Annotated in this window: 16 protein-coding genes; 4 read left to right on the plus strand and 12 right to left on the minus strand. The window is 63.2% G+C overall.

The features are described 5' to 3' along the window. Positions 1–53: 53 nt before the first annotated feature. The 9 genes from EEB11_RS01145 to EEB11_RS01185 all read right to left on the minus strand — a co-directional run bounded on the left by EEB11_RS01145 (position 54) and on the right by EEB11_RS01185 (position 14,289). Positions 54–788 carry a VPLPA-CTERM sorting domain-containing protein gene (locus EEB11_RS01145; protein WP_135428580.1) on the minus strand — a complete coding sequence of 245 codons (735 nt, stop codon included), beginning with the start codon at positions 786–788 and terminating at the stop codon, positions 54–56. A gap of 283 nt (positions 789–1,071) precedes the next feature. Then, positions 1,072–1,698 carry a VPLPA-CTERM sorting domain-containing protein gene (locus EEB11_RS19885; protein WP_245298721.1) on the minus strand — a complete coding sequence of 209 codons (627 nt, stop codon included), beginning with the start codon at positions 1,696–1,698 and terminating at the stop codon, positions 1,072–1,074. 393 nt (positions 1,699–2,091) lie between these two features. Then, entirely contained in the window at positions 2,092–4,956 is a 2,865-nt protein-coding gene (gene uvrA / locus EEB11_RS01155) for an excinuclease ABC subunit UvrA (RefSeq protein WP_135428581.1), read from the minus strand. Between the two features lie 95 nt (positions 4,957–5,051). Continuing rightward, a complete protein-coding gene (locus EEB11_RS01160) occupies positions 5,052–6,212 on the minus strand; it encodes an MFS transporter (protein ID WP_135428582.1) in 1,161 nt (386 codons plus the stop codon). Positions 6,213–6,299: 87 nt separating this feature from the next. Further along, on the minus strand, positions 6,300–7,697 hold the full coding sequence (gene lpdA, locus EEB11_RS01165) for a dihydrolipoyl dehydrogenase (protein ID WP_135428583.1): 1,398 nt from the start codon (positions 7,695–7,697) through the stop codon (positions 6,300–6,302). 75 nt (positions 7,698–7,772) lie between these two features. Continuing rightward, positions 7,773–8,360, minus strand: a complete 588-nt coding sequence (locus tag EEB11_RS01170; protein ID WP_135428584.1) for a DUF924 family protein — start codon at positions 8,358–8,360, stop codon at positions 7,773–7,775. 51 nt (positions 8,361–8,411) lie between these two features. Further along, a complete protein-coding gene (locus tag EEB11_RS01175) occupies positions 8,412–9,665 on the minus strand; it encodes an MFS transporter (RefSeq protein WP_135428585.1) in 1,254 nt (417 codons plus the stop codon). 192 nt (positions 9,666–9,857) lie between these two features. Next, complete coding sequence (gene queA / locus EEB11_RS01180) at positions 9,858–10,889, minus strand: tRNA preQ1(34) S-adenosylmethionine ribosyltransferase-isomerase QueA (protein ID WP_135428586.1); 1,032 nt, start codon at positions 10,887–10,889, stop codon at positions 9,858–9,860. A 13-nt stretch (positions 10,890–10,902) separates the two neighbouring features. Next, positions 10,903–14,289, minus strand: coding sequence for an AsmA-like C-terminal region-containing protein (locus EEB11_RS01185; protein ID WP_135428587.1), 3,387 nt, complete (start codon positions 14,287–14,289; stop codon positions 10,903–10,905). A gap of 127 nt (positions 14,290–14,416) precedes the next feature. On the opposite strand from EEB11_RS01185, the gene bcp reads away from it, so the two are divergent. From bcp to EEB11_RS01205, 4 genes are all read left to right on the plus strand, one after another. Next, complete coding sequence (bcp, locus tag EEB11_RS01190) at positions 14,417–14,890, plus strand: thioredoxin-dependent thiol peroxidase (protein ID WP_435531088.1); 474 nt, start codon at positions 14,417–14,419, stop codon at positions 14,888–14,890. Continuing rightward, complete coding sequence (locus EEB11_RS01195) at positions 14,890–15,711, plus strand: ferritin-like domain-containing protein (protein ID WP_135428588.1); 822 nt, start codon at positions 14,890–14,892, stop codon at positions 15,709–15,711. The genes bcp and EEB11_RS01195 overlap by 1 nt, the downstream gene beginning before the upstream one ends. 180 nt (positions 15,712–15,891) lie before the next feature. Then, positions 15,892–17,232 carry a M23 family metallopeptidase gene (locus tag EEB11_RS01200; protein WP_135428589.1) on the plus strand — a complete coding sequence of 447 codons (1,341 nt, stop codon included), beginning with the start codon at positions 15,892–15,894 and terminating at the stop codon, positions 17,230–17,232. Then, positions 17,222–17,752 carry a bactofilin family protein gene (locus EEB11_RS01205; protein WP_135428590.1) on the plus strand — a complete coding sequence of 177 codons (531 nt, stop codon included), beginning with the start codon at positions 17,222–17,224 and terminating at the stop codon, positions 17,750–17,752. Before EEB11_RS01200 ends, EEB11_RS01205 begins: the two co-directional genes overlap by 11 nt. Before the next feature lie 66 nt (positions 17,753–17,818). Here EEB11_RS01205 and EEB11_RS01210 read toward each other — a convergent pair whose 3' ends face one another. From EEB11_RS01210 to EEB11_RS01220, 3 genes are all read right to left on the minus strand, one after another. After that, positions 17,819–18,610: a DUF2189 domain-containing protein gene (locus EEB11_RS01210; RefSeq protein WP_135428591.1), complete on the minus strand. Its 792-nt coding sequence runs from the start codon at positions 18,608–18,610 to the stop codon at positions 17,819–17,821. Positions 18,611–18,689: 79 nt separating this feature from the next. After that, a complete protein-coding gene (gene prfB / locus EEB11_RS01215; protein ID WP_135428592.1) occupies positions 18,690–19,814 on the minus strand; it encodes a peptide chain release factor 2 in 1,125 nt (374 codons plus the stop codon). A 95-nt stretch (positions 19,815–19,909) separates the two neighbouring features. After that, the gene (locus EEB11_RS01220; protein ID WP_135428593.1) at positions 19,910–22,474 is read right to left on the minus strand and encodes a penicillin-binding protein 1A; all 2,565 of its coding nucleotides are present in this window, start codon (positions 22,472–22,474) and stop codon (positions 19,910–19,912) included. Positions 22,475–22,566: the final 92 nt, after the last annotated feature.

Consider the following 22,566-nt stretch of genomic DNA (forward strand, 5'->3'; position numbering starts at 1 on the left):
AGACCACCCCTTTTCAATTCGGCCCGAACCGCAGGCGGGTTCGGGTCTGACGCTCAGGCCGCCTTGCGGCGACGCTTCAGTGCAGCAATGCCACCCATCGCGGTCAGCAGCAGCAACCCACCGGCTGGCAGCGGCACTGCGGCTGGCGTTTCGATATGCTCGGCCGTCATGCCGGTGATCTTGAACGCATCATGCTTGCCAGAAGCCCCGATGCCGAAGGACAGGACCGAGGGCAGGTCGGTAAACAATACCTTCGACCCAACCTGGCCCGTCAATGCACGGTCGGTTCCGAGGAACAGGTCAAACATGTCGACGAAGGTTTTCTCTGAAGAAACCAAAGAGGATTTGCCCCATGGAAAGCAAGCAAAACCCCAAAATTTGCAGGTCGAATGTTTGTCCTCTTCCGTGAAGCTGTCGAAATACGAAAAGGAAACCGATGTCACAGCAAGTGGCGTGTCAAAATTGAAGATCACCAGTTCACTCTTGCCCGACCCATCCACGCGGTGATTGTCGGACTTACAGTGGTTTTTATTGTCGCAGACGCCAAGGCCGGCATCTTTCCAAGTGGCGACAGCGGATTTTCCGGTGTCGATGTTCTTGCCATTGTTGTAGGTTCCGGCGCTCGCCGTGACCTTTACCGTAGCATTCTCAAGCGATCCGAACGACAGGGTGTTTTTCCAGCCACTGTTCAAGTTGCTGAAATCAAAAGTATAAGTTGCAGCCTGCGCCGCACCGGCAGAGATGCAGGCGGCCACCGCAGCAGCGGCAACCCATTTTGTGTCAATCATTGTCAGTTCCGATACAGTTCAAGTTTAAACGTTCGCGACCCGACAATGCCCATTACCCCAGTCTGATCCGTGCCTGTGATATGTCAGAAAGGTGATTCAAATGCTATGTTTAGAAAGCGTTTAGGGCCCCATGGAACGGCGACAAAGCGTTTCTGAAAGTGAAACGGCTCTCCAGGGCACCGGCCGCGCAGAGTATTGGCGTGCTGTGCGGTTCAGGAAAAAACCCAGGCAATAAAAAGGCGGCCCCGAAAGGCCGCCCTGTCTTCATAAAATATCGTACCCGTCAGGCGCGCTTGCGACGCCGCAGGGCAGCAAGACCACCAAGACCCGCGATCATCAACCAACCAGCGGCTGGTAGTGGGATCGTTGGCGGCGGCGGAGGAGCGTCACCTTTCGCAGAGAACAAGGAGATATTAGACAGACCGGCATTGTTTTCACTGTCGGTGAACAAATCCAAATTGGTCCACTTACCGCCCTCCTGACTTGCAGCTGTATTCAAAAGATATGCAACATTGCTGCCGGAACCCTTCAACACGAAAGCGTAAACCATGTTCGTGGCAAACGAAAACGAGTCAATCAGAGACCACATCCCACCCGAATTTCCAGGGTTCGAAGTAAGCGAGAACACAGCGAGCGGAGAATCGTCATCAAGGGAAGTGCCACCGCTGCTGTTAGTCTCAAGCTTCGTCAAAAGCGACCATTCATTGTAGCCGAAAACGCCTGCACCGGCATTGAAACCGTTCATCTGACCTGTTTTGACGTTACCGCCAGTTCCGCCTGGGATTCCTGCTAAGCAAGCAGTCGACGTTGTAAAATTACCGATGTTGCAGATTGTGGCGGATGCCGTTGACGCCGCCACGGCAAACGCCAGACCGGCCGCAGCACCCATGACGTAAGATTTCATTCCCATTTTTAATTTCCCCTCGCTAAGAAATTCCGGGCAAAAATGCCTTGCCGCGGCTAGTGATCGCCCCTAGCCTTAATTTTGCCTTGTTTGACGGTGCTTTCCCAAGCAAATCGACCAAACCTGTGCATTTTCGAGCACAGGTTGCATATGATAGCGGCAACAATACAGGAATACACGCTCAGGTTACGAATTGTTAACCTTTGCGAAACAGCGCCTCAAAACCTGAAACCGAATCACCGCCTCAGGCCGGCCCGCAACCTACCGCCTCAACGGTATAAAAAAGTGATTGTTGCCAATTGCTGAACGCCAGACATCGACGAAAAATGCCTGCCAACGCAGGTTTTCCGGCCCCCCGCATCCCCGCACCAAACACAATCCCGGGGTTTCACCACGCCGCTACTCTGCCGCCACCCGCCGGGGTTTGAGCATGTCTTTCAGGTAGCGCCCGGTGTGGCTGGTCGTGACCTTGGCCACATCCTCGGGCGTGCCTTCCGCCACCACCTGCCCGCCGCCATCGCCGCCCTCGGGGCCGATGTCGATGATCCAGTCGGCGGTCTTGATCACGTCTAGGTTGTGTTCGATCACCACCACCGTATTGCCCTGCTCGACCAGCTCGTGCAGCACTTCAAGCAGTTTGCGCACATCTTCAAAGTGCAGCCCGGTCGTCGGCTCATCCAGAATATAGAGCGTGCGGCCTGTGGCACGGCGGCTGAGCTCCTTGGACAGCTTCACCCGCTGCGCCTCGCCGCCCGACAGTGTGGTCGCCTGCTGGCCCACCTTGATATAGCCAAGCCCCACCTGACACAGCGCATCCATCTTGTCACGAATGGCAGGCACCGCCTGGAAAAAGCCCTGCGCTTCTTCACATGTCATATCAAGAACGTCTGATATGCTCTTGTCTTTGAACTTTATTTCCAAAGTCTCGCGGTTATAGCGCTTACCCTTGCAGGTCTCGCAGGTGACGTAAACATCGGGCAGGAAGTTCATCTCGATCTTCAGCACGCCATCGCCCTGACAGGCCTCGCACCGCCCGCCCTTGACGTTGAACGAAAACCGCCCCGGCTGATAGCCGCGTGCTTTAGATTCAGGCAGCCCGGCGAACCAGTCGCGGATCGGGCCGAAAGCCCCGGTATAGGTGGCGGGGTTGGACCGTGGCGTGCGCCCGATCGCGCGCTGGTCGATGTCGATCACCTTGTCCAGATGTTCGAACCCGGTGATCGTCTCGCAGGGTGCCGGTGTTTCACGCGCGCCGTTCAGCTTGCCGGCGGCGGTCTTGAACAGCGTCTCGATGGTCAGCGTGGATTTGCCCCCACCCGACACGCCGGTGACGCAGACAAACCGGCCCAAGGGGAAGGTCACGGTGACATTTTGCAGATTGTTGCCAGTCGCCCCCACCACGGTCAGCTTCTTGCCGCTGCCCTTGCGCCGCACCTTGGGCACCGCAATTTCCCGCGCGCCGGACAGATACTGCCCGGTCAGGCTGGCGGGGTCAGCAGCGACCTGTGCGGGCGTGCCGTGCGCAATCACGCGGCCGCCATGCACCCCGGCGCCGGGGCCTATGTCGAAGACATAATCCGCCTCGCGGATCGCATCTTCGTCATGTTCGACCACCAGGACGGTATTGCCCTGATCGCGCAGGTTTTTCAGTGTGGTCAGCAGCCGGTCATTGTCGCGCTGGTGCAAGCCGATGCTGGGTTCGTCCAGCACATAGAGCACGCCTGTCAGCCCCGATCCGATCTGGCTGGCCAGCCGGATGCGTTGGCTTTCCCCCCCCGACAACGTGCCCGCGTTGCGCGACAGCGTCAGATAATTCAGCCCCACATTGACCAGAAAGCCCAACCGCTCGCGGATTTCCTTCAAAATCGCGCGGGCGATTTCGTTCTTCTGCCCGGTCAGCGCCTCCGGCACGGTCTGAATCCAGATATGCGCCTCATGGATCGACATGCGCACCACTTGGCCCACATGCAGACCGCCGATCTTCACCGCCAGAGCCTCGGGGCGCAGGCGATAGCCGCCACAGGCGCCGCAGTCGCGATTGTTCTGGAACCGCTCCATATCCTCACGCGACCAGGCGGAATCGGTTTCCTTGTAACGGCGCTCCATGTTCGGGATCACGCCTTCGAACACCCGGCGCACCTTGTACACGCGGCCGCCCTCGTCATAGGAAAAGTCGATCTCCTCGCCATGTGATCCATGCAGGAACAGCTGGTGCACATGGGCGGGCAGGTCTTTCCACTTCTTCTTCTTGTCGAACTCATAGTGCTTGGCGAGCGCATCAATGGTCTGGGTGAAGTACGGCGATTTCGACTTCGACCATGGCGCAATCGCGCCCTGCATCAGGGTCAGCCCCTGATCGGGCACCACAAGGCGTTCGTCAAAGAACAGCTCCACCCCCAGCCCGTCACAGACCGGGCAGGCCCCAAAGGGCGCGTTGAACGAAAACAGCCGCGGCTCGATCTCGGCAATGGTGAAGCCAGAAACAGGACAGGCGAATTTCTCGGAATAGGTCGTGCGCTCGCCCTCGGCACCCTCTTCGGCGGGCGCGGTCTCCACCACGGCAATGCCATCGGCAAGGTTCAGCGCGGTGCGGAAACTGTCGGCCAGCCGCGTCTCCAGCCCTTCGCGCACGACAATCCGGTCGACCACCACGTCGATGTTGTGGCGGAACTTCTTGTCCAGCGTGGGCGGCTCTTCCAGCTCGTGAAACGCGCCATTGACCTTGACCCGCTGAAAGCCCTGCTTGCGCAGATCAAGGAACTCTTTCTTGTACTCGCCTTTCCGGTCGCGCACGATGGGGGCCAGCAGATAGGCGCGGCTGCCCTCGGGCATCGCCATCACCGCATCCACCATATCCTGCACCTGCATCGCGGTGATCGGCAGGCCGGTGGCGGGGGAATAGGGCGTGCCGACGCGGGCAAACAGCAGGCGCAGATAGTCGTAGATCTCGGTCACCGTGCCAACGGTCGATCGCGGGTTCTTGCTGGTGGTCTTCTGCTCGATGGAAATGGCAGGGCTCAGCCCCGAGATGTGGTCCACATCCGGCTTGCCCATCATGTCGAGGAACTGCCGCGCATAGGCCGACAGCGACTCGACATAGCGCCTCTGGCCTTCCGCATAGATCGTGTCAAAGGCGAGGCTGGATTTGCCCGACCCCGACAGCCCGGTAATGACCACCAGCTGGTCGCGGGGAATATCCACATCAATGTTCTTGAGGTTGTGTTCGCGCGCGCCGCGCACCTCGATGAACTTTTGTTCCGCCATGACATCACCCCGTAATCAAGGCCCACAGATAGGGGCTTTCGCGCGAGTCTCCAAGGCGAAATTAAGAACAGATTAAGAACACGCGAAAAAGCCGGTCAGATGGCCCGCGCTCGCCGCCGCGCCTGCACCGCATGCAGGCCAATGCCCATGGCGCAGGCGAAGCCCGCCACCAGTGCCAGCCCCCAGGGCCCCGCGCCAATGAGCAGCGCCGCCAGCACCGGCGTGCCGGTGGTGGTGCCCAGATTGCCCAGTTGCGCAATCGCCCCCGCCGCCTGCGCCCGGTCCTCCGGCGTGGCGTTCAGCTCGGGGATCGCGGCGAAACTCGCGCCTTGTACAATCCCCAGTGCCGCCGCCACCCACAAGGCACCCGCCACCATGCCCGCGCCCTGTCCCCAGAACAGCGCCAGCAGAACAAACCCCGGCACCGCCGCCAGATAGCCTCCTTGCACCACCCGCACCGCCGACATCCGGCCCAGCAACCACACCCCCAGCGTCAGCGACAGCGCGATGGAGATCAGCGGCATCCCCGCCGCCGCAAACGCCCGCTGCGCCAATGGCACATCCGGTGGCACCAAGGTCAGCACCGCAACATACAAAAAGGTATAGCAAAAGAACCCCATCGCCGGGGCCGACAACCGGGGCGAGGCATAGATCGCCACATGCTGCGCCAGCACGCCCCTTTGCGCCCCTTGCGGCGCTGCCGGATCACCCGGCAACACCAGCGCCAGACACAGCGCCATTCCCGCCATCCAGAGCGCATGCGCCACATACACACCCGCCGCGCCATAGGCCACCAGCAAAGGTGGTGCCGCCAAGGCCAGCACCGCATAGGTCACGCCAAAGAAACTTGACCACAGCGTCATCGCCAACCCGCGATAGCGCTCCGCCGCCAACCCCGCAATCAGCGTCGGCCCCACCACAACAATCGCCAGATGCGACACGCCCTCGATCACCCGGCTGGCGATCATCACCGGATAGGACAGGCCCAGCGATTGCAGCGCACTCATCGCAGCCCCCATCGCAAGCGCGGCAACAATCGCCCGCCGCGGCCCGATCCGCGCCACGAACATCCCCGCCGTGGTGCCAAACACCAGCCCGACGATGCCGACAATCGACACAATCAGCCCCAGCGCCACCGGCGACGCGCCGACATACTGTTCCGCCAAAGCCTCAAACAGCACCGAGATCTTGCCAAACTGCGCCGCAGCCCCCAGCCCCGCCGCCCAGATCGCCAGCACCGTCACCGCAGCCCGCATGACCGGCCCTTCATCTGTTCAAAAATATCCTCGGGGGGTGAGGCGCGTAGCGCCGAGGGGGGCGGAAAGCCCCCCTGACCCCGCCGGTCACATGTGCAGCGCACGCCCATAAGCGTCCAGCACCGACTCGTGCATCATCTCTGACAGCGTCGGATGCGGGAAGACCGTGTTCATCAGGTCTTCCTCTGTGGTTTCCAGCGTGCGGCCGATCACATAGCCCTGGATCAGTTCGGTCACTTCCGCGCCGATCATGTGCGCCCCCAGCAGTTCGCCGGTTTTCGCGTCGAAGATGGTCTTGACCATACCCTCGGATTCACCCAGCGCAATCGCCTTGCCATTGCCGATAAAGGGGAAGCGCCCGACCTTGATGTCATGCCCCGCTTCTTTCGCCTTCGCCTCGGTCATGCCGACGCTTGCGATCTGTGGATGGCAATAGGTGCAGCCCGCGATGCTGCCCGGTTTGATGGGGTGCGGATGTCCGCCTGCAATCAGTTCTGCCACCATCACGCCTTCATGGCTGGCCTTGTGCGCGAGCCAAGGGGCACCGGCAATATCACCGATGGCAAACAGGCCCGGCACCCCGGTGCGGCAGAACTCATCCGTCACCACATGGGTGCGGTCGATCTTCACGCCCAAAGCCTCCAGCCCGAGGTTTTCCACGTTGCCGACGATGCCGACGGCAGAAATCACCGTGTCAAAGTCATGCGTCTCGACCTTGCCGCCGACCTCGATATGCGCGGTCACGCCCACACCCGGCTTGCGGTCCAGCTTCTTGACCGCCGCCTTTTCCATGATCTTCATGCCCTGCTTGACGAACTGCTTTTTGGCAAAAGCGGCAATCTCGGCGTCTTCCACCGGCAGGATGCGGTCCATCACCTCGACCACGGTCGTATCCGACCCCAACGTATTGAAGAACGACGCAAATTCGATGCCGATGGCCCCGGACCCGATCACCAGCAGTTTTTTCGGCATCCGTTTGGCCACCAGCGCGTGCCGGTAGGACCAGACCAGATCGCCATCCGCCTCCAGCCCCGGCAATTCCCGGGCGCGGGCACCGGTCGCAAGGATTATGTTCTTGGCCGTCAGCTCTTCCGTGCCCTTGTCGGTCTTGACCGACACGACACCCGGTTTGGGCAAGGTGGCCACGCCCATGAACACGGTGACCTTGTTTTTCTTCATCAGATGGCCGATGCCGCCCGACAGCTGCTTGGCCACCGCGCGGCTCCGCGCCACCACGGCGGGCAGGTCATAGCCGATGCCATCCGCCTTTAGGCCGAATTCCTTGGCCCGCTCCATCAGATGAAACACCTCGGCGCTGCGCAGCATGGCCTTGGTCGGGATACAGCCCCAGTTCAGGCAAATGCCGCCCAGGTTCTCGCGCTCGATGATTGCCACCTTCAGGCCCAGCTGGCTGGCGCGGATCGCCGCCACATAGCCGCCGGGGCCTGCGCCCACCACGATCACATCAAAGCTCGAAACTGCCATTCGTCCCTCCCTGGAAAAAGTGGTTTACCCTTAAACTATTCCTGAAACCCGAGCAACAAAGCTGACGCCCCGCCCCTATGCGCCAGACGCATGGCTGTCGCGCAGCTGGGTGACGATCGCCATATAGCCACCTTCGGTCAGGAACGCCGTCTCTTCCGGCGTGCTTTCGCGCTCCAACGCGGCGTTGCGGAACGGAAAGCGGCCAAAGCGCAGGATGATCTCGCGATGCGCGCGGGCGTGCAGCAGCAGCTCGGCGTCGTCCTCCATCCGCGTCGCCATCAGCGATACCGCCAGATCCTGATCGGCGATGTCTTCGGAATGCTCGAACGGCATGTAGAAAAACTGCCGTTCAGGCACCGGTGCCTGCATGTCCCACCCGGCATCGAGCGCACGGCGGGCGGCATCACGGGCGCGCGGGTCATTGGCAAAGGCCGCTGCCGTGCCCCGATGGATGTTGCGCGAAAACTGGTCGGCCACGATCAGATAGGCCAACGTGCCAACCACACCGTCCACCCAATGCTCCAGCCCGTCATCGTTCAACGCCTCCCATAATGGGCCAAAGCGGAACGCGCAGGCATCGTCAATCTCTTCGCTGCCCTTGTACCAGCCTTCGGGGCCAATCTCGCCCAGCCAAAAATCCAGAACCTCTACCGGATCAGACATGCCGCCCCCCTGTTTTATGTCAGCCTGACAGGCCAATCCCGGAAAGGCAAATCAGTTCCGTGCCTTGCTTTGCTGCGCATCTTCCGCCTCGACCATGGCGGCGGTCTCTACCGCCACAATCGACGCGGTGGGTGACACCGGCGTATACCCCGAGGTCACTTGCGGCGTTTCGCGGCGCTGGGTCATCCGCCAGCCGGCATAAAGCGCCAGAACTGCGAACAGAATGCCCATGAACAGGAAAAACCCCGACGACCCGATCGCCCCCATCATCCAGCCGGTGATGACCGGGCCAGAGATCGCCCCCAAGCCGTTGATGAACATCAACCCGGCCGAGGCGGCGGCCATGTCGGTCTTGTCCAGATAGTCGTTCACATAGGCCAGCAGCAGTGAATAGAGCGGGTTGGATACCCCGCCACAGACCGCGCCCACCCCGACCAGCACCCAGAACGGCGGGTCAAAAATCACCGGGATCATCAGCACCACCGCCCCCAGAACCGCCAGCCACAACACCACAATGCGGCGGTCAATCCGGTCCGACAGCCAGCCAATGGGGTATTGCAGTACCAGCCCGCCAACATAGATCGCCGAGACAAAAATGGTCAGATCCGCAATGCTCAGCCCCGCCTGTGTGCCCCAGACCGCCGCCATCCCGAACTGCGCCGAAAACACGCCCCCCAGCAGGAACATGCCGACACAGCCCAAGGGCGATGCCTCATACAACCGGCGGAACGACATCGGCTTGGTCGATTCAAACGCCGGGGCCGGGCTGGCCGACAGCAGAATCGGGGTAAAGGCCAGCGACACCAGCACCGAAGGGATGACAAACAGGATATAGCCCGAAGGGTCGCCCACGTTCAGAAGCAGTTGCGCCGCGATGATCCCGATCATCTGCACGATCAGGTACAAGGACAGCGCCTGACCGCGGTTTTCATTGGTGGACGCGTTGTTCAGCCAGCTTTCGGTGGCAATATACACGCCCGAGAACGAAAACCCGATCAACACCCGCAGCGCCGCCCAGGCCATCCAGTCGGGGGCGGCGGCATAAAGGATCAGCACCGCCGAAATCATCGACCCCAGCGCCGCAAACACCCGCACATGCCCGACCCGGCGGATCATCTCGGGGGCCAGACGGCTGCCGAACAAAAAGCCCACGAAATAGGCCGACATCACCAGCGACATCTGGAAGGTGGTGAACTCTTCGATCCCGCCCCGGATGCCCAGCAGCGTGCCCTGCATGCCATTGCCCAGCATAAGAAGGCCAAGCCCGAGCAAAAGCGCCCAGGTGTTGCGCAGAACGGTCAGCATAGTGCAGGCTTCCTTTGGTCAGTGCGGTCAATCTAGGCGGCTGGCATGAAAAAGTCATGTCGAAGTCGCCACCCTGCGCAGAAAGCGGCCTTTGCGACACCCACCGCGCAAACACAAGCGACAAAGCCGTGTGCCCCCTTCCCCCCGGTGCGAGACGTGGGGGGATAGGCGCGCGCGCCTTGCCGCCAGCCGCTAGGGCATCAGCAAGGACGCATCGCCATAGCTGAAGAACCGGTACTTCCCCGCGATGGCATGGGCGTAAATCCGGTCCATCCGGTCCTTGCCCATCAGGGCCGACACCAGCATCAGCAGCGTTGATTTCGGCAGGTGGAAATTGGTCATCAGCGCGTCTGTCGCGTGAAACACGAACCCAGGATAGATGAAGATATCCGTCGGCCCCTTCCAAGGCTCTACCCGGCCAGACCGCGCCGCCGTCTCGATCAGGCGCAGCGCGGTGGTGCCGACCGGGATCACCCGGCCCCCCGCCGCCTTTGTCGCGTTGATCTGATCGGCGGCCTCGGCGCTCACCTGCCCCCATTCGGCGTGCATCCTGTGGGTCGTCACATCCTCGACCTTGACCGGCAGAAAGGTCCCCGCGCCAACATGCAGCGTCACTTCGGTGAATGCGACCCCCTTGGCACGCAGCGCCTCCAGCAGCGCGGCATCGAAATGCAGGCTGGCAGTCGGGGCCGCCACGGCACCCTTGTGGCGGGCAAACACGGTCTGATAATCGTCATCATCCTGCGCATCGGGCGCACGTTTCGCGGCGATATAGGGCGGTAGGGGCATGGCCCCCGCCTGCGCCAGAGCCGCGTCGAAATCATCCCCGGTCAGGTTGAACACCAGCCGCAGATCGGTGTCGGATTTCTCAGCAACCGTCGCCGACAGCATGGGCGAGAACACAATCTGTTCCCCCACCGCCAGTTTGCGCAGCGGCTTTGCCATTGCCCGCCAGCCGTCCGACGCAGGTTCCATCAGCGTGATCTCGACCCGCGCCACCGCCGCACCGCGCTGCCGCTGCCCGGACAGCCGCGCCGGAATGACGCGGGTGTTGTTCAGCACCAGCCGGTCGCCGGGGCGGAACACGTCAATCAGATCGCGCACATGCAGATCGCGGATGGTGCCCCCTTCGGCCAGCAAGAGGCGCGCAGAGGTGCGCGGCCGGGCGGGCCGGGTGGCGATCAGCCCCTCGGGCAGGTCGAAGTCGAAGTCAGCAAGTTTCATCAAAGGCCCTGTGTCAGTTGGACCGCGGCAGCATCGGTGCCGGGCGGCGGAAAATCTCGCGGAACATGCCCGGCGTCAGAATCGACAGCGGGTTCACACTTACCTGCGGCGCGTCTGCCGTGCCGGTCAGTGCATAATTGAACCCGAACACCCCTTCGCCCGGCCGCGTCAGCACCGCGCCGATGCCATTGACCAGATAGATCGGCGACACAACCCCCTGCAAGGCCAGCCGTTTGCTTTGCGTCCCATAAAGCCCCGCAAGCGACACGCCCAGACTGGCCCCCATCGCCGAGCCTTGGGTGATCTCGATTGCCCCCGGTGCAATCAGGAAATCAGCCTCTACCGTGCTGAAGGCGATGCCCTCGCCGTTCAGCTGTTCCAGCAAGCCGACGACGGATATGGCCGACAGCAATTCCGCCAGCACATTGGCATCGCGCACGCGCACCTGCGCGATGTCAGCCCGCCCGATATAGACGCCCTTTTGTGCCTGCGGGGTCAGCCGCAGATCCAGAGCACCGCCCCCGGCCGACTTGAATATCCCCGCCGCCCGCAAAGCTGCCCCGGCATCGGCCGATTGCAGCCGCACCGCCGTGCCGTGGCGCGACGGCACCACCGCGCCACTGACCGGGGCCGCGCCGTTGATGCTGGCGCGGAAGCTGCCGTTCAGCCCGCCGCGCTGCGACAGATCACCGCGAAACCCGGTCAGGGCAATACCGTCGGTGACAATCAGCCGGTCAAGGCTCAGCGACAGCGCGCCGGGGGCCTGCCCCTGCCCGCCGCCCTGCCGTCCACCCGCCGGGGCCTCGAACCGGCGCAGATCCACCGTGCCGCCGGTCACCGCCACATCGGGCGCGCGCCCTGCACCCCGCCCAGTCAGCGTGACGGCCCCGGTCAGCCAGCCGTTCAGCCGGACAGGGTCAAACCGCGCCTCCTGCAATCCGCCGCCTGTGGCCAGCGTGATCGCACCTTCGGCCTCCAGCCCGCCGCCCTTCACCACCAGCCGGGTGATCTGCGGCACCGGGCCCAGCACCGCCTCTACCTCCAGTAGTCCGCTGTCGCCTGCGCGCTTGGTCCAGCCCACATCGGGCAGGCGCAGCCCGATGCCGGCCAGATCGGACGTCAGCCGCAAGCGTCCCGGCGCATCGCGCGTCAGATCAATCGCCACATCGGCGCTACCCGCCCCGCTGACCATGCCCTGCGGCAAGCCCAATCCGAATTCGGCCACCGTCTCCGGCGACAGGGACGCCGTGCCCTCGATCCGGCTTTTGCCACGCTGATCGGGGCCAAAGCCTTGGGTAAAGGCCACGTCGAACGGCACCTGACCAATCCGCCCCGGCCCTTCGATCCGCAGGCCGGTGGGGTCGGCGGTCAGGGCCAGCCCCTCGGCGGTGATCGTCCGGCCCGGCACCAGCACATCGGATGACAGGCCAAGGATCTGTCCGGTCACCGCATAATCCACATCCTCCAACTCCACCCGCCGCACCAGCGGCAGCGACAGCCGCGTGTCCATCACCGCCCGTCCCTGCCCCAGATCGGGGCCGCGCCCGGCCTTGGTCATGAAGCCAAAGGGCGGCAGATCCAGCAGCGACAGCGCAGCGGTAAGCGAGCTTTCGGTGCGCAGCCGTATATCCGCCCGCGCCGGTTTTGCGGTGACATCGGGCACAGAAAACACCGATCCTGTCGCGTCAATCTGGCCCCCCGAAGGCGCATCCACCGTGCCGCCATCCAGCACCACCGTATAGGCGGTGCCTTCGATCGACGACCGCCCCCGCCCATTGCGGATCGGCGGCAGGGTGCGCAGGAACCGCACTTCGGCCTCGTCGAATTCGTAACCAAGCGCCAGCCGCGGCTCGGCCCCCGGCGTGATGCGCAGGGCCGCCTTCACATCGGTCAGCAGGCCCTGCGCCACGTTCTGCCCCACCCAGTCGCGGGTGCGGGGCACCGCACTTTTGGGCCAGATCTGCAGCAGCCGGTCATGCGCGATGGCATCCAGCGTCAGATCCAGCGCCACCTGCCAGCCTGCCGCCAGTGCCTCGACCCCGCCCGCCAGTGTCAGCCGCCGCCCGGTTTCCTCGATCAAGGAAACTTGCCCGATTTCCAGCCGGAACGGGTCCAGCGTTAGCCGCGCATCCATCGCGCCAGCCGAAAAGCGCAAGGGTCGGTCGAACAGACCTTCGGGGTCGATCTGCGCGTCGGAAATCTGCACCTGACCCAGAAAGCCCGCGGGCAGGCGCTGTCCCAGTGGCCCGGTCAGAATGTCGCCCGCATCGCCCAGCAGATAGGAATGGCCCGAGGCCTTCAGCCGCAGCGTCGGCCCTTCGACCGACAGATCGCCGATCATCACCCGGCCCCGCGCCGGGTCATAGCCAAGGGTCAGCGCCGCCCCGTCAAAGCCGATGGCTTTCGTGGCAGGGTCAGGTTGCAACGCCCCTGCCCCCAAGGCCATCTGCGCGCTCAGCGCTGTCAGCCCTTCGGCAGTCAGCTCCGCCGAGATCTGGCCCGAAATCGGCGCGTCCAGCACCCCAAGCACCCCCAGCACCGGGGTCTGCGCCGCAATATCCGCCGCCGCCACACCATCGACCGTCGCCGAAACCCGCAGCACCGCCTGCCCCTTGGGACGGATCATCGTGACCAGCGCCTGCGCCGGGGCACCGCTGTCCGACGCCAGCGACAGTCCGATTTCTGCCGCCAGCACATCGGCGCGGTTTTCCAGCGTGATCCTGCCATCGCCCACCGTCCATGTCCGGTTCAGCCGTGCGTCGATCAGCGTCAGGCTGGCCCCCTGCGCCTCGATCCGGCGCAGCCGTGACAACAGCGGCGCCTCCAGCGCCCGGTCGATCTGGGCGAACAGATCGCTCAGGCTGCTGATCGGGGGGGCCGCACCCGTGCCGATCTGCAGGTCCAGACTGCCATCTGCCCGCCGCTTCAGCACCACTGCCCCGCCAATGATCCGCAAAGACGCCGGGCGCAAAACCCTTTCACTCATAAGGGCTTGGGCGTCAAAATTCATCCGCAGGTCGGGCAGCGCCATCACCGTGTTGCCCGGCCCCTGCAACAGCCGCAGATCCTCCAGCCGCAGGCGTGGCGTCCAGTCCGGGTCCAGCATGATTTCAATGCCGCCGACAGACACCGCCGCGCCGGGCAGCGCATCTTGCAAGGCGGCGTTGGCGCGGGTCTCGATCTCGGCCACGGTCCAGACCGGCAGGCGGATCGGCTTGCCGGTCAGCGCCAGCACCGCCAGCAGCGACAGGGCCGCCACCACCGCCAGCACCAGCACCGACACCAGCCCCGTGCGTCCCGCCCGGCGCAGGGGCGAGCGTGGCAAGCCCGGGCGCGGCTGCGGGGCACCTGCACCCGTATCCCCCGCCACCGGCTTGTCCTGCGCTGACAGGTCTGTCATCGCGCCTGTGCCCTTCCGCCCAATACCGGTCCCTCATATCCAGTTGTCGCCTGGACTTGCCTTTATCTTCGCGGATCGGCAACTAAAACGCAAAGAATAGTGACCCGCAAGGCAAGGAGCCGCTGAGATGACCGCCCAGATCCCCGAAACAGGAACCACCGCCCCCGATTTCACCCTGCCGCGCGACGGGGGAGAGACTGTCACCCTGTCCGCCTTCCGCCCCGGCAAGGTGGTGCTGTACTTCTACCCAAAGGACGATACCCCCGGCTGCACGCTGGAAGCGCAGGATTTCACCGCCCGCGCGGCAGAGTTTGCCGCCGCCGGCACCACTGTCATCGGCATCAGCAAAGACAGCGTGAAGGTGCATGACAAGTTCACCAAAAAGCACGGGCTGCAGATCATCCTGGCCAGCGACGAGGCAGGCCAGACCTGCGAGGATTATGGCGTCTGGGCCGAGAAAAGCATGTATGGCAAGACCTACATGGGCATCACCCGCGCGACATTCCTGATCGACGGTCAGGGACAGATCGCGGAAGTCTGGCCCAAGGTCAGCGTCAAGGGCCATGCCGATGAGGTGCTGGCCGCAGCGCAAGCGCTGTGATGACCAGCCTTGCCGAGCGGGCCGTTCAGGTGCTGACCACCGCTGACGGGCGCGCAAAGGCGGCGCTGTCGCGGGCCCACGCCGCCGACTGGGTGGCGGCGCGGGCGGCGGGCACGCCTTTGCCCATCGGCAAGGCCACGCCGCCTGATGCGCCTGCCCGCCCCGCCACACCCGAACTGCTTGACCCGCGCGACGTGCCCCGCCGCAGGCCCGGCTCGCCCACCGGGCGCATCGCCCTGCTGCATGCGGTGGCGCATATCGAACTGAACGCGGTTGATCTGCACTGGGACATCATCGCGCGGTTCACCGATCATCCGATGCCGCTGGGGTTCTATGATGACTGGGTGAAGGCGGCGGATGAGGAGTCCAAGCATTTCAACCTGATGTGCGATTGTCTTGAAGCGCTGGGCAGCCACTACGGCGCCATGCCCGCCCATGCCGGCATGTGGCGCGCGGCCTCTGACACCGCCCATGACCTGCATGGCCGTCTGGCCGTGGTGCCCATGGTGCTCGAAGCGCGCGGGCTCGATGTGACCCCCGGCATGATCGAGGTGTTTCGCAAGGCTGGCGAGGCCGGACCGGTGGCGGCGCTGGAGGTGATCTATGCCGAAGAGGTCGGCCATGTCGCCTATGGCTCCAAATGGTTCAACTGGCTCTGTGGTCGCGAAGGGTCTGACCCCAAGGACGTTTTCCACCGCCTTGTGCGCCACTATTTCCACGGCACCCTGAAACCGCCCTTCAACGAAGAAAAGCGCGCCGATGCCGGTCTGCCGCCCGATTTCTACTGGCCCCTGACAGAAATCGCCCCAAAACAACTCTAGGCAGAGCAGCAAAATAGGCGGGAACTCGCCGATCTGGCGACCAAACCGGCGGGTTGGCGGCACCCTACGGTCAAAATTGTTGCGGGATTGTAAACCGATGGCTAATCAGAAAGTGCTTGCCCCCCGCATGGGAGGAGCGGGCATTCGCCCTTCCTGTCTCTCACGAACGGAACGCCAGCAGTGCTCACGCGACTGACCTATCGCATCAATCTTGGACTTGAGCGGTACTTTCCCGAACAACGTCTGTTTCTGAAATCCGACACCGAAACCCGTTTCATCCGCTTGCGCCCCACCACACAGGCCGTGGCCCTGACGGGTGGCGCGCTGGTGCTGGGCTGGACCATCCTTGCCACGGCGATCATCCTCATGGATTCGATCAGCGCCGGGTCGGGCCGTGATCAAGCCCTGCGCCAGCAGGTGCTGTACGAACAACGCCTGAATGCCCTGAGCGCGGACCGCGACGCCCGCGCCGATGAAGCGGCTGGCGCGCAGGAGCGCTTCAATCTGGCGCTGACCCAGGTGGCCGAAATGCAGGGCCGTCTGCTGGCCTCCGAAGACAGCCGCCGCGAGCTGGAAACCGGCATCGACGTGATCCAGAATACCCTGCGCCGCACCATCAAGGAACGGGACGAGGCGCGCGCCCAAGCGCAGGCCGCAGGCGTTTCGCAGGTGGCCGAAAATGGCACCACCAAATCCGATGCGGGACGCGCCCGTGATGCTATGGCCACGGTCGATATCCTGACCACCGCCCTGTCTGCCACCGCGCAGGAACGCGACCTGATGGAAGGCGCCGCCACCAAATCGGCCGAGCGGGTCGAATCCGTCATGGCTGAGAAAAAGGCCCTGCAGGCCCGCAACAATGAAATTTTCGCCAAGCTGGAAGAGGCGGTTTCTGTCTCGATGGAACCGCTGGACAAGATGTTCCGCGCCGCCGGCATGTCGCCCGATGACCTGCTCAGCCAGGTGCGGCGCGGCTACAACGGTCAGGGTGGCCCGCTGTCGCCCTTGACCCTGTCGACCAGCGGCTCTGCCGCGAACGCGGATGAACAGCGCGCCAATGCGATCCTGCAAGGGCTGGACCGGATGAACCTGTACCGTCTGGCCGCCTACAAAGCCCCGTTTGCCATGCCGGTCAAAGGCAATTTCCGCTGGACCAGCGGCTTTGGCAACCGCAACGACCCCAAGGGCATGGGCCGCCGGATGCACGAAGGCACCGATATGGCCGGGCCCCATGGTATGCCGATCCTGACCACGGGCGACGGTGTGGTGACCTTTGCCGGGTGGTCTTCGGGCTATGGCCGTCTGGTCAAGATCCGGCATGAGTTCGGAATCGAAACACGCTACGCTCACATGTCAGCGATCAATGTTAAGGTCGGCGAAAGGGTATCGCGCGGCGAACAGATCGGTGCTATGGGCAACACGGGCAGGTCCACCGGGACCCACCTCCATTACGAAATCCGCATCGGCGGCAGAGCCGTGAATCCGATGACCTTCATAAAGGCAGCGAACCATGTTTTCTAAGAGCCGAATCAATGAACCCGGGCCAAAGGCAGACGACAAGTCGAAGGCCCCCGAACCTCAGGCTTCGAAACCGAACATGGACTTCACGCCGTCTGCCCCCAAGGGCAAAGTCTCCGCATCCGTCCTGTCATCGGACCTGACGATCGTGGGCAATCTGCGCACCACGGGCGACATTCAGGTTGAAGGTACGGTCGAAGGCGATATCCGCGCCCACCTGCTGACCGTCGGCGAAAGCGCCACGATCCGCGGCGAAATCGTTGCCGATGACATCGTGGTCAATGGCCGCGTCATCGGCCGCGTGCGCGGGCTCAAGGTCCGCCTGACCGCCACCGCGCGGGTGGAAGGCGACATCATCCACAAGACCATCGCCATCGAATCCGGGGCCCATTTCGAAGGCTCGGTCCAGCGTCAGGAAGACCCGCTGGCGCAAGGCCGCATCTCGGCCCCCATCCCGCAGGCCCAACTGGCCCCGCCGCTGGGGGCCAATGCCCCGGCGCAAAAGCCCGGCGACGGCGTCTGAGTTTTGATTTGCACCGCATTGTAAAAAGCGCGCCCCATCCGGGCGCGCTTTTTCGTTTGGGCCGGCTCAGTCCTCGTCAAACACCAGCGCCCGACGGTACAGATGCCAGGTCGCATGCCCCAGCACCGGCAACACCACGAACAGCCCCAGAAACCCCAGCGCCATTCCGGCGAACAGCAGGCCTGCAATCAGCAGCCCCCAGACCAGCATCACCCCCGGGTTCTGGGTGACCACCGAAAAGCTGGTGATCATCGCGGTGATGAAATCCACCTCGCGGTCCAGCAGGTAAGGCAGGCTCACCACCGTCAGCGCAAACAGCGTGCCGGCAAAGCCTGCCCCCACCGCAGTACCGACCACCAGCATCATCAGCCCCTCGGCGGTCTGGAACACTGCAAGGCTGCTGGTGATATTGGTCATCGTCGCATTGCCCAGAAACACGGCAAAGATCATGTGGCCAAGGAAATTCCAGAACAGGAAGAACACCACCACCACCGCCGCCATCGACGGGATCTGACGATCCTTCTGTGAAAAGACCACCCCCGCCACCCCGGCAAGATCCAGCGCCTGCCCGGCCTCCAGCCTGCGCGACACCTCGTAAAACCCGCAGGCGATGAATGGTCCCAGAATGGGGAAACCGGCCCCTGCGATGATGGTCCACCACACCTGCCCCTTGGCCAACAGCGCATAGGTGATCAGCCAACCCGCTGCGACATAGACGCTTGAAAACAACATCCCATACATCGGGGCGCGACAGAAATCCTGCCAGCCTGCCGCCAGTGCGGCACGCAGATCCGACAGATCCAGCTCTGCAATGTCACTGGCCGGGTTGGCCCCGCCCCTTGTCTCGCCCACGTCCATACAGCCTCCCGCTTTGCAGCAAGGCTAAGCGGAAACGACAGCCGGTACAAAGATGTATTTCAGCGAGGAGATTGCGGAATTATTCCGCATTCGCCTCGGCGCGGCTTTTGCCAGACACGTCCAGCGCCAGTGTGGCCGCCATGAACTGGTCCAGATCGCCGTCCAGCACCCCTTGCGTATCCGACGTTTCCACACTGGTGCGCAGGTCTTTGACCATCTGATAGGGCTGAAGCACATAAGACCGGATCTGGTTGCCCCAGCCCGCCTCGCCCTTGTTGTCATAGGCGGCGTTAATCGCGGCGTTGCGCTTGTCCAATTCCATCTGGTACAGGCGCGACCGCAGGGCGTTCATACAGATTTCGCGGTTCTGGTGCTGCGACTTCATCGAGCTGGTGACGACGATATTGGTCGGCAGGTGGGTGATGCGAACGGCGGAGTCGGTGGTGTTCACGTGCTGCCCGCCCGCACCGGATGAGCGGTAGGTGTCAATGCGGATATCCCGGTCTGGAATGTCGATCTCGATATTCTCATCCACCACCGGATAGACCCAGACCGACGAAAACGAGGTGTGCCGCCGCGCTGCCGAATCGTAAGGGCTGATCCGCACCAGACGGTGCACGCCCGATTCCGATTTCAGCCAGCCATAGGCATTGTGCCCGGAAATCTTGTACGACACAGACCGGATGCCCGCCTCTTCGCCCGCGGTTTCCGACTGCATCTCGACCTTGTAGCCCTTTTTCTCGGCCCACCGCACATACATCCGCGCGAGCATACTTGCCCAGTCGCAGGATTCGGTGCCGCCGGCACCTGCGTTCACCTCAAGGAAGGTGTCATTGCTGTCGGCCTCACCGTCCAGCAGCGCCTCCAGCTCTTTGGCGGCGGCCAGCTTGGTCAGGTCGCGTAAAGCGTTCTCTGCCTCGGTCACGATCTCGGCGTCGCCTTCAGCTTCGCCCATCTCGATCAGCTCGACATTGTCGCGCAGACCGGAGTTGATCAGATCATAGGTGGAAATCGACTCCATCAGCGCCTGACGCTCTTTCATCAGCTTCTGCGCCTTGGCCGGATCGTTCCAAAGGTTCGGGTCCTCGATCATCGCGTTGAATTCTTCCAACCGGTGCGGCGCGGTTTCCCGGTCCATCCGCTGGGCCAGAAGTTTCAACGACTTCTCGATGGTGTTCACATTGTTCTGCGTCTCGGCGCGCATGGGTCTTGATCCTTCGGGGTGCTGCCCGGCACATAGCGAATGCGCGGCACCGGTTCAAGGGCATGGCCCCGCGCCCCGGCACCGCAGCCGTCTGGTTAATACAATCCGCCGGAACTCAGCGTTCCGAAATCGGCCTTGGCGGGCACTGATTTGCGCTCTCCGGTCGCGGTGGTGACCGTGGCCGCACTGCCGCCGCCCCCCCCGCCATCGGTTTCGCCATAAGCAAACAGCGGCAGGTTGCCCCCCATGGTAAAGCCGCCATCCACCATCGCGCCCAGCCCAAAGATCGGCTCTTCGCCCTCACGGAAATATTCCGAAACCACGTTCTCGCCGCGAGCATCATCCGGCAGACGCGCACCGCTGAACCGGTCGATCTTGATGAAATAGCCGCCCGGCGGCACCTTGAACTCCGCGCCGCCGTATTTGGTGATGGCGGTGCGCATGAACTGCTCGAACACCGGGCCGCAGAACCCGCCGCCCGAGGCACCGACCATCGTGCGCGGCTGGTCATAGCCAATGTAGCACCCGGCCACGATGTTGCTGGTGTAGCCCACGAACCACACATCCTTGTTGTCATTCGTGGTGCCGGTCTTGCCCGCCACCGGCACTGGCAGGTTGATGCCGCGCGCCGTGCCGCGCTGAACCACGCCTTCCATCATCGATGTCAGCTGATAGGCGGTGACCGCGTTCATCACCCGGTCGCGCTTTGACGTGACCCGCAGCGCATCGCCGGGGGTCAGGCTGGCAAGCTGGCAATCTTCGCAGATCCGCTGGTCATGGCGATAGACGGTGCGGCCAAACCGGTCCTGCACCCGGTCCACCAATGTGGGCTCCACCCGCTCGCCACCATTGGCGAACATGGCATAGGCTGCCACCATCTTGAACAGCGTGGTTTCCTGCGCCCCAAGCGCATTGGCAAGGAACGCCGGCATCCGGTCATAGACGCCAAAGCGTTCCGCATAGCCCGCCACGGTGTCCATCCCGATTTCTTCGGCAATCCGCACCGTCATCAGGTTGCGCGACTGTTCGATCCCGGTGCGGATCGTGGTGGGGCCATAGAACCGGTTCGACGCGTTCTGCGGCCGCCAGATGCCTTGCGGCGTGTCCAGCTCGATCGGCGCATCAATCACGATGGTTGCGGGGGTGAAACCGCTGTCCAATGCTGCGGCATAGACAAAGGGCTTGAAGCTCGACCCCGGCTGCCGCGTGGCCTGCGTGGCCCGGTTGAACACCGAATCCTGATAGGAAAATCCGCCCTGCATCGCCAGCACGCGCCCGGTGTTCACATCCATCGCCATGAACCCGCCCTGCACCTCGGGCACCTGCCGCAAGGACCAGCGCACAAAGCTGCCGTCGGAATCACTGGTCACCGCGCGCACCAGAACCACATCGCCCACCGACACCAGATCGCCGGCGCGCTGCGCCTTTGGCCCCAGACTCCCGTCTTCGCGCCGCTTGCGCGCCCAGGTCACGTCATCGGCGGGGATGAAATGGCCATCCTCGTCCTCTGGCTGGCCTTCGATGCCGATCCGGGCCGCGCGGTCACCGGTTTCCAGCACCACCGCCGGGAACCAGCCCGCCACGTCGCGCGGCACCGCAACCTCGGCCAAAGCCGCGCGCCAGCTGTCTTCCGATGTCAGCTGATCGGCCGGGATGCTTAGACCTGTGCCGCGCCAGACGCCCTGCCCCCGGTCATAACGCTCCAGTCCCCGGCGCAGCGCCTCTGCCGCCGCCCCTTGCAGCTCAGGGTCGGACGTGGCGCGGATCGACAAGCCGCCACCAAAGAATTCTTCCTCGCCAAAGCTGCCCGACAGCTGGCGGCGGATTTCATCGGTAAAGTAATCGCGTGGCGGCAGCGCATCGCGGAAGGCCGGAAAGTCACCGTTCTGCACCGATTTCAGCGGCAGCACACTTTCTGCCTGATAGGTCGCCTCGGTGATATAGCCGTTGTGCCACATCTCGCGCAGCACATAGTTCCTGCGCTCGGTCACCCGCTCTTTCGCCGTCACCGGGTGATAGCGGCCCGGGGCCTGCGGCATCGCGGCCAGCATCGCCGCCTCATGCGGGGCCAGATCGGTCAGGGGCTTGTTGAAGTAGGTCTGCGACGCTGCCGCCACGCCGTAGCTGTTCTGACCAAGGAAGATCTCGTTCATGTACAGCTCAAGGATCTTGTCCTTGCTCAGCGTCTCTTCCAGGCGGCTGGCAAGGATCAGTTCCTTGATCTTGCGCTCACCGGTGCGGTCGCTGGACAGAAGGAAGTTTTTCATCACCTGCTGGGTGATGGTCGACGCGCCCCGCACATTCTGCCCCCGGCTGACCACCGCATCGCGCAGTGCCGATGCCATGCCGGTCACGTCATAGCCGCCGTGGATATAGAAATTCTTGTCCTCGGCACTGATGAAGGCCTGTTTCACCAGATCGGGAATCTCTTCGACCGGGACGAACAGCCGCCGTTCCTTGGCAAATTCGTCGATGATCTGCCCTTCGCCGGAATAGATTCGGCTGATCGTGGGCGGCGCGTATTGCGCCAGCCGCTCATGACTGGGCAAGTCACGGGAATACATATAGAAAACCGCACCAACCGACAGGGCTGCAAACAGCACCCCCATGGTGATAAGGGTGAAAATACCACCGAGGAACGACCCTATGAAGCGGACCAAGCGAAAACTCCCGTAATCTGTGCGCGCCTTATACATGGCACGCCCCCCCCGGTCAAAACGAACGCCCCGTCGCAGGCACAGCCTCGCGCAAT

It is taken from the genome of Pseudotabrizicola sediminis, from assembly GCF_004745575.1.
Classification (GTDB): domain Bacteria; phylum Pseudomonadota; class Alphaproteobacteria; order Rhodobacterales; family Rhodobacteraceae; genus Pseudotabrizicola; species Pseudotabrizicola sediminis.

Coding starts and splice junctions, on each gene's coding strand:
- EEB11_RS01185 (WP_135428587.1), bottom strand. CDS start 14,289: ATGACAGACCTGTCAGCGCAGGACAAGCCGGTGGCGGGGGATACGGGT.
- EEB11_RS01145 (WP_135428580.1), bottom strand. CDS start 788: ATGATTGACACAAAATGGGTTGCCGCTGCTGCGGTGGCCGCCTGCATC.
- queA (WP_135428586.1), bottom strand. CDS start 10,889: ATGAAACTTGCTGACTTCGACTTCGACCTGCCCGAGGGGCTGATCGCC.
- lpdA (WP_135428583.1), bottom strand. CDS start 7,697: ATGGCAGTTTCGAGCTTTGATGTGATCGTGGTGGGCGCAGGCCCCGGC.
- EEB11_RS01195 (WP_135428588.1), top strand. CDS start 14,890: ATGACCAGCCTTGCCGAGCGGGCCGTTCAGGTGCTGACCACCGCTGAC.
- prfB (WP_135428592.1), bottom strand. CDS start 19,814: ATGCGCGCCGAGACGCAGAACAATGTGAACACCATCGAGAAGTCGTTG.
- EEB11_RS01160 (WP_135428582.1), bottom strand. CDS start 6,212: ATGCGGGCTGCGGTGACGGTGCTGGCGATCTGGGCGGCGGGGCTGGGG.
- uvrA (WP_135428581.1), bottom strand. CDS start 4,956: ATGGCGGAACAAAAGTTCATCGAGGTGCGCGGCGCGCGCGAACACAAC.
- EEB11_RS01170 (WP_135428584.1), bottom strand. CDS start 8,360: ATGTCTGATCCGGTAGAGGTTCTGGATTTTTGGCTGGGCGAGATTGGC.
- EEB11_RS01205 (WP_135428590.1), top strand. CDS start 17,222: ATGTTTTCTAAGAGCCGAATCAATGAACCCGGGCCAAAGGCAGACGAC.
- bcp (WP_435531088.1), top strand. CDS start 14,417: ATGACCGCCCAGATCCCCGAAACAGGAACCACCGCCCCCGATTTCACC.
- EEB11_RS01210 (WP_135428591.1), bottom strand. CDS start 18,610: ATGGACGTGGGCGAGACAAGGGGCGGGGCCAACCCGGCCAGTGACATT.
- EEB11_RS19885 (WP_245298721.1), bottom strand. CDS start 1,698: ATGGGAATGAAATCTTACGTCATGGGTGCTGCGGCCGGTCTGGCGTTT.
- EEB11_RS01175 (WP_135428585.1), bottom strand. CDS start 9,665: ATGCTGACCGTTCTGCGCAACACCTGGGCGCTTTTGCTCGGGCTTGGC.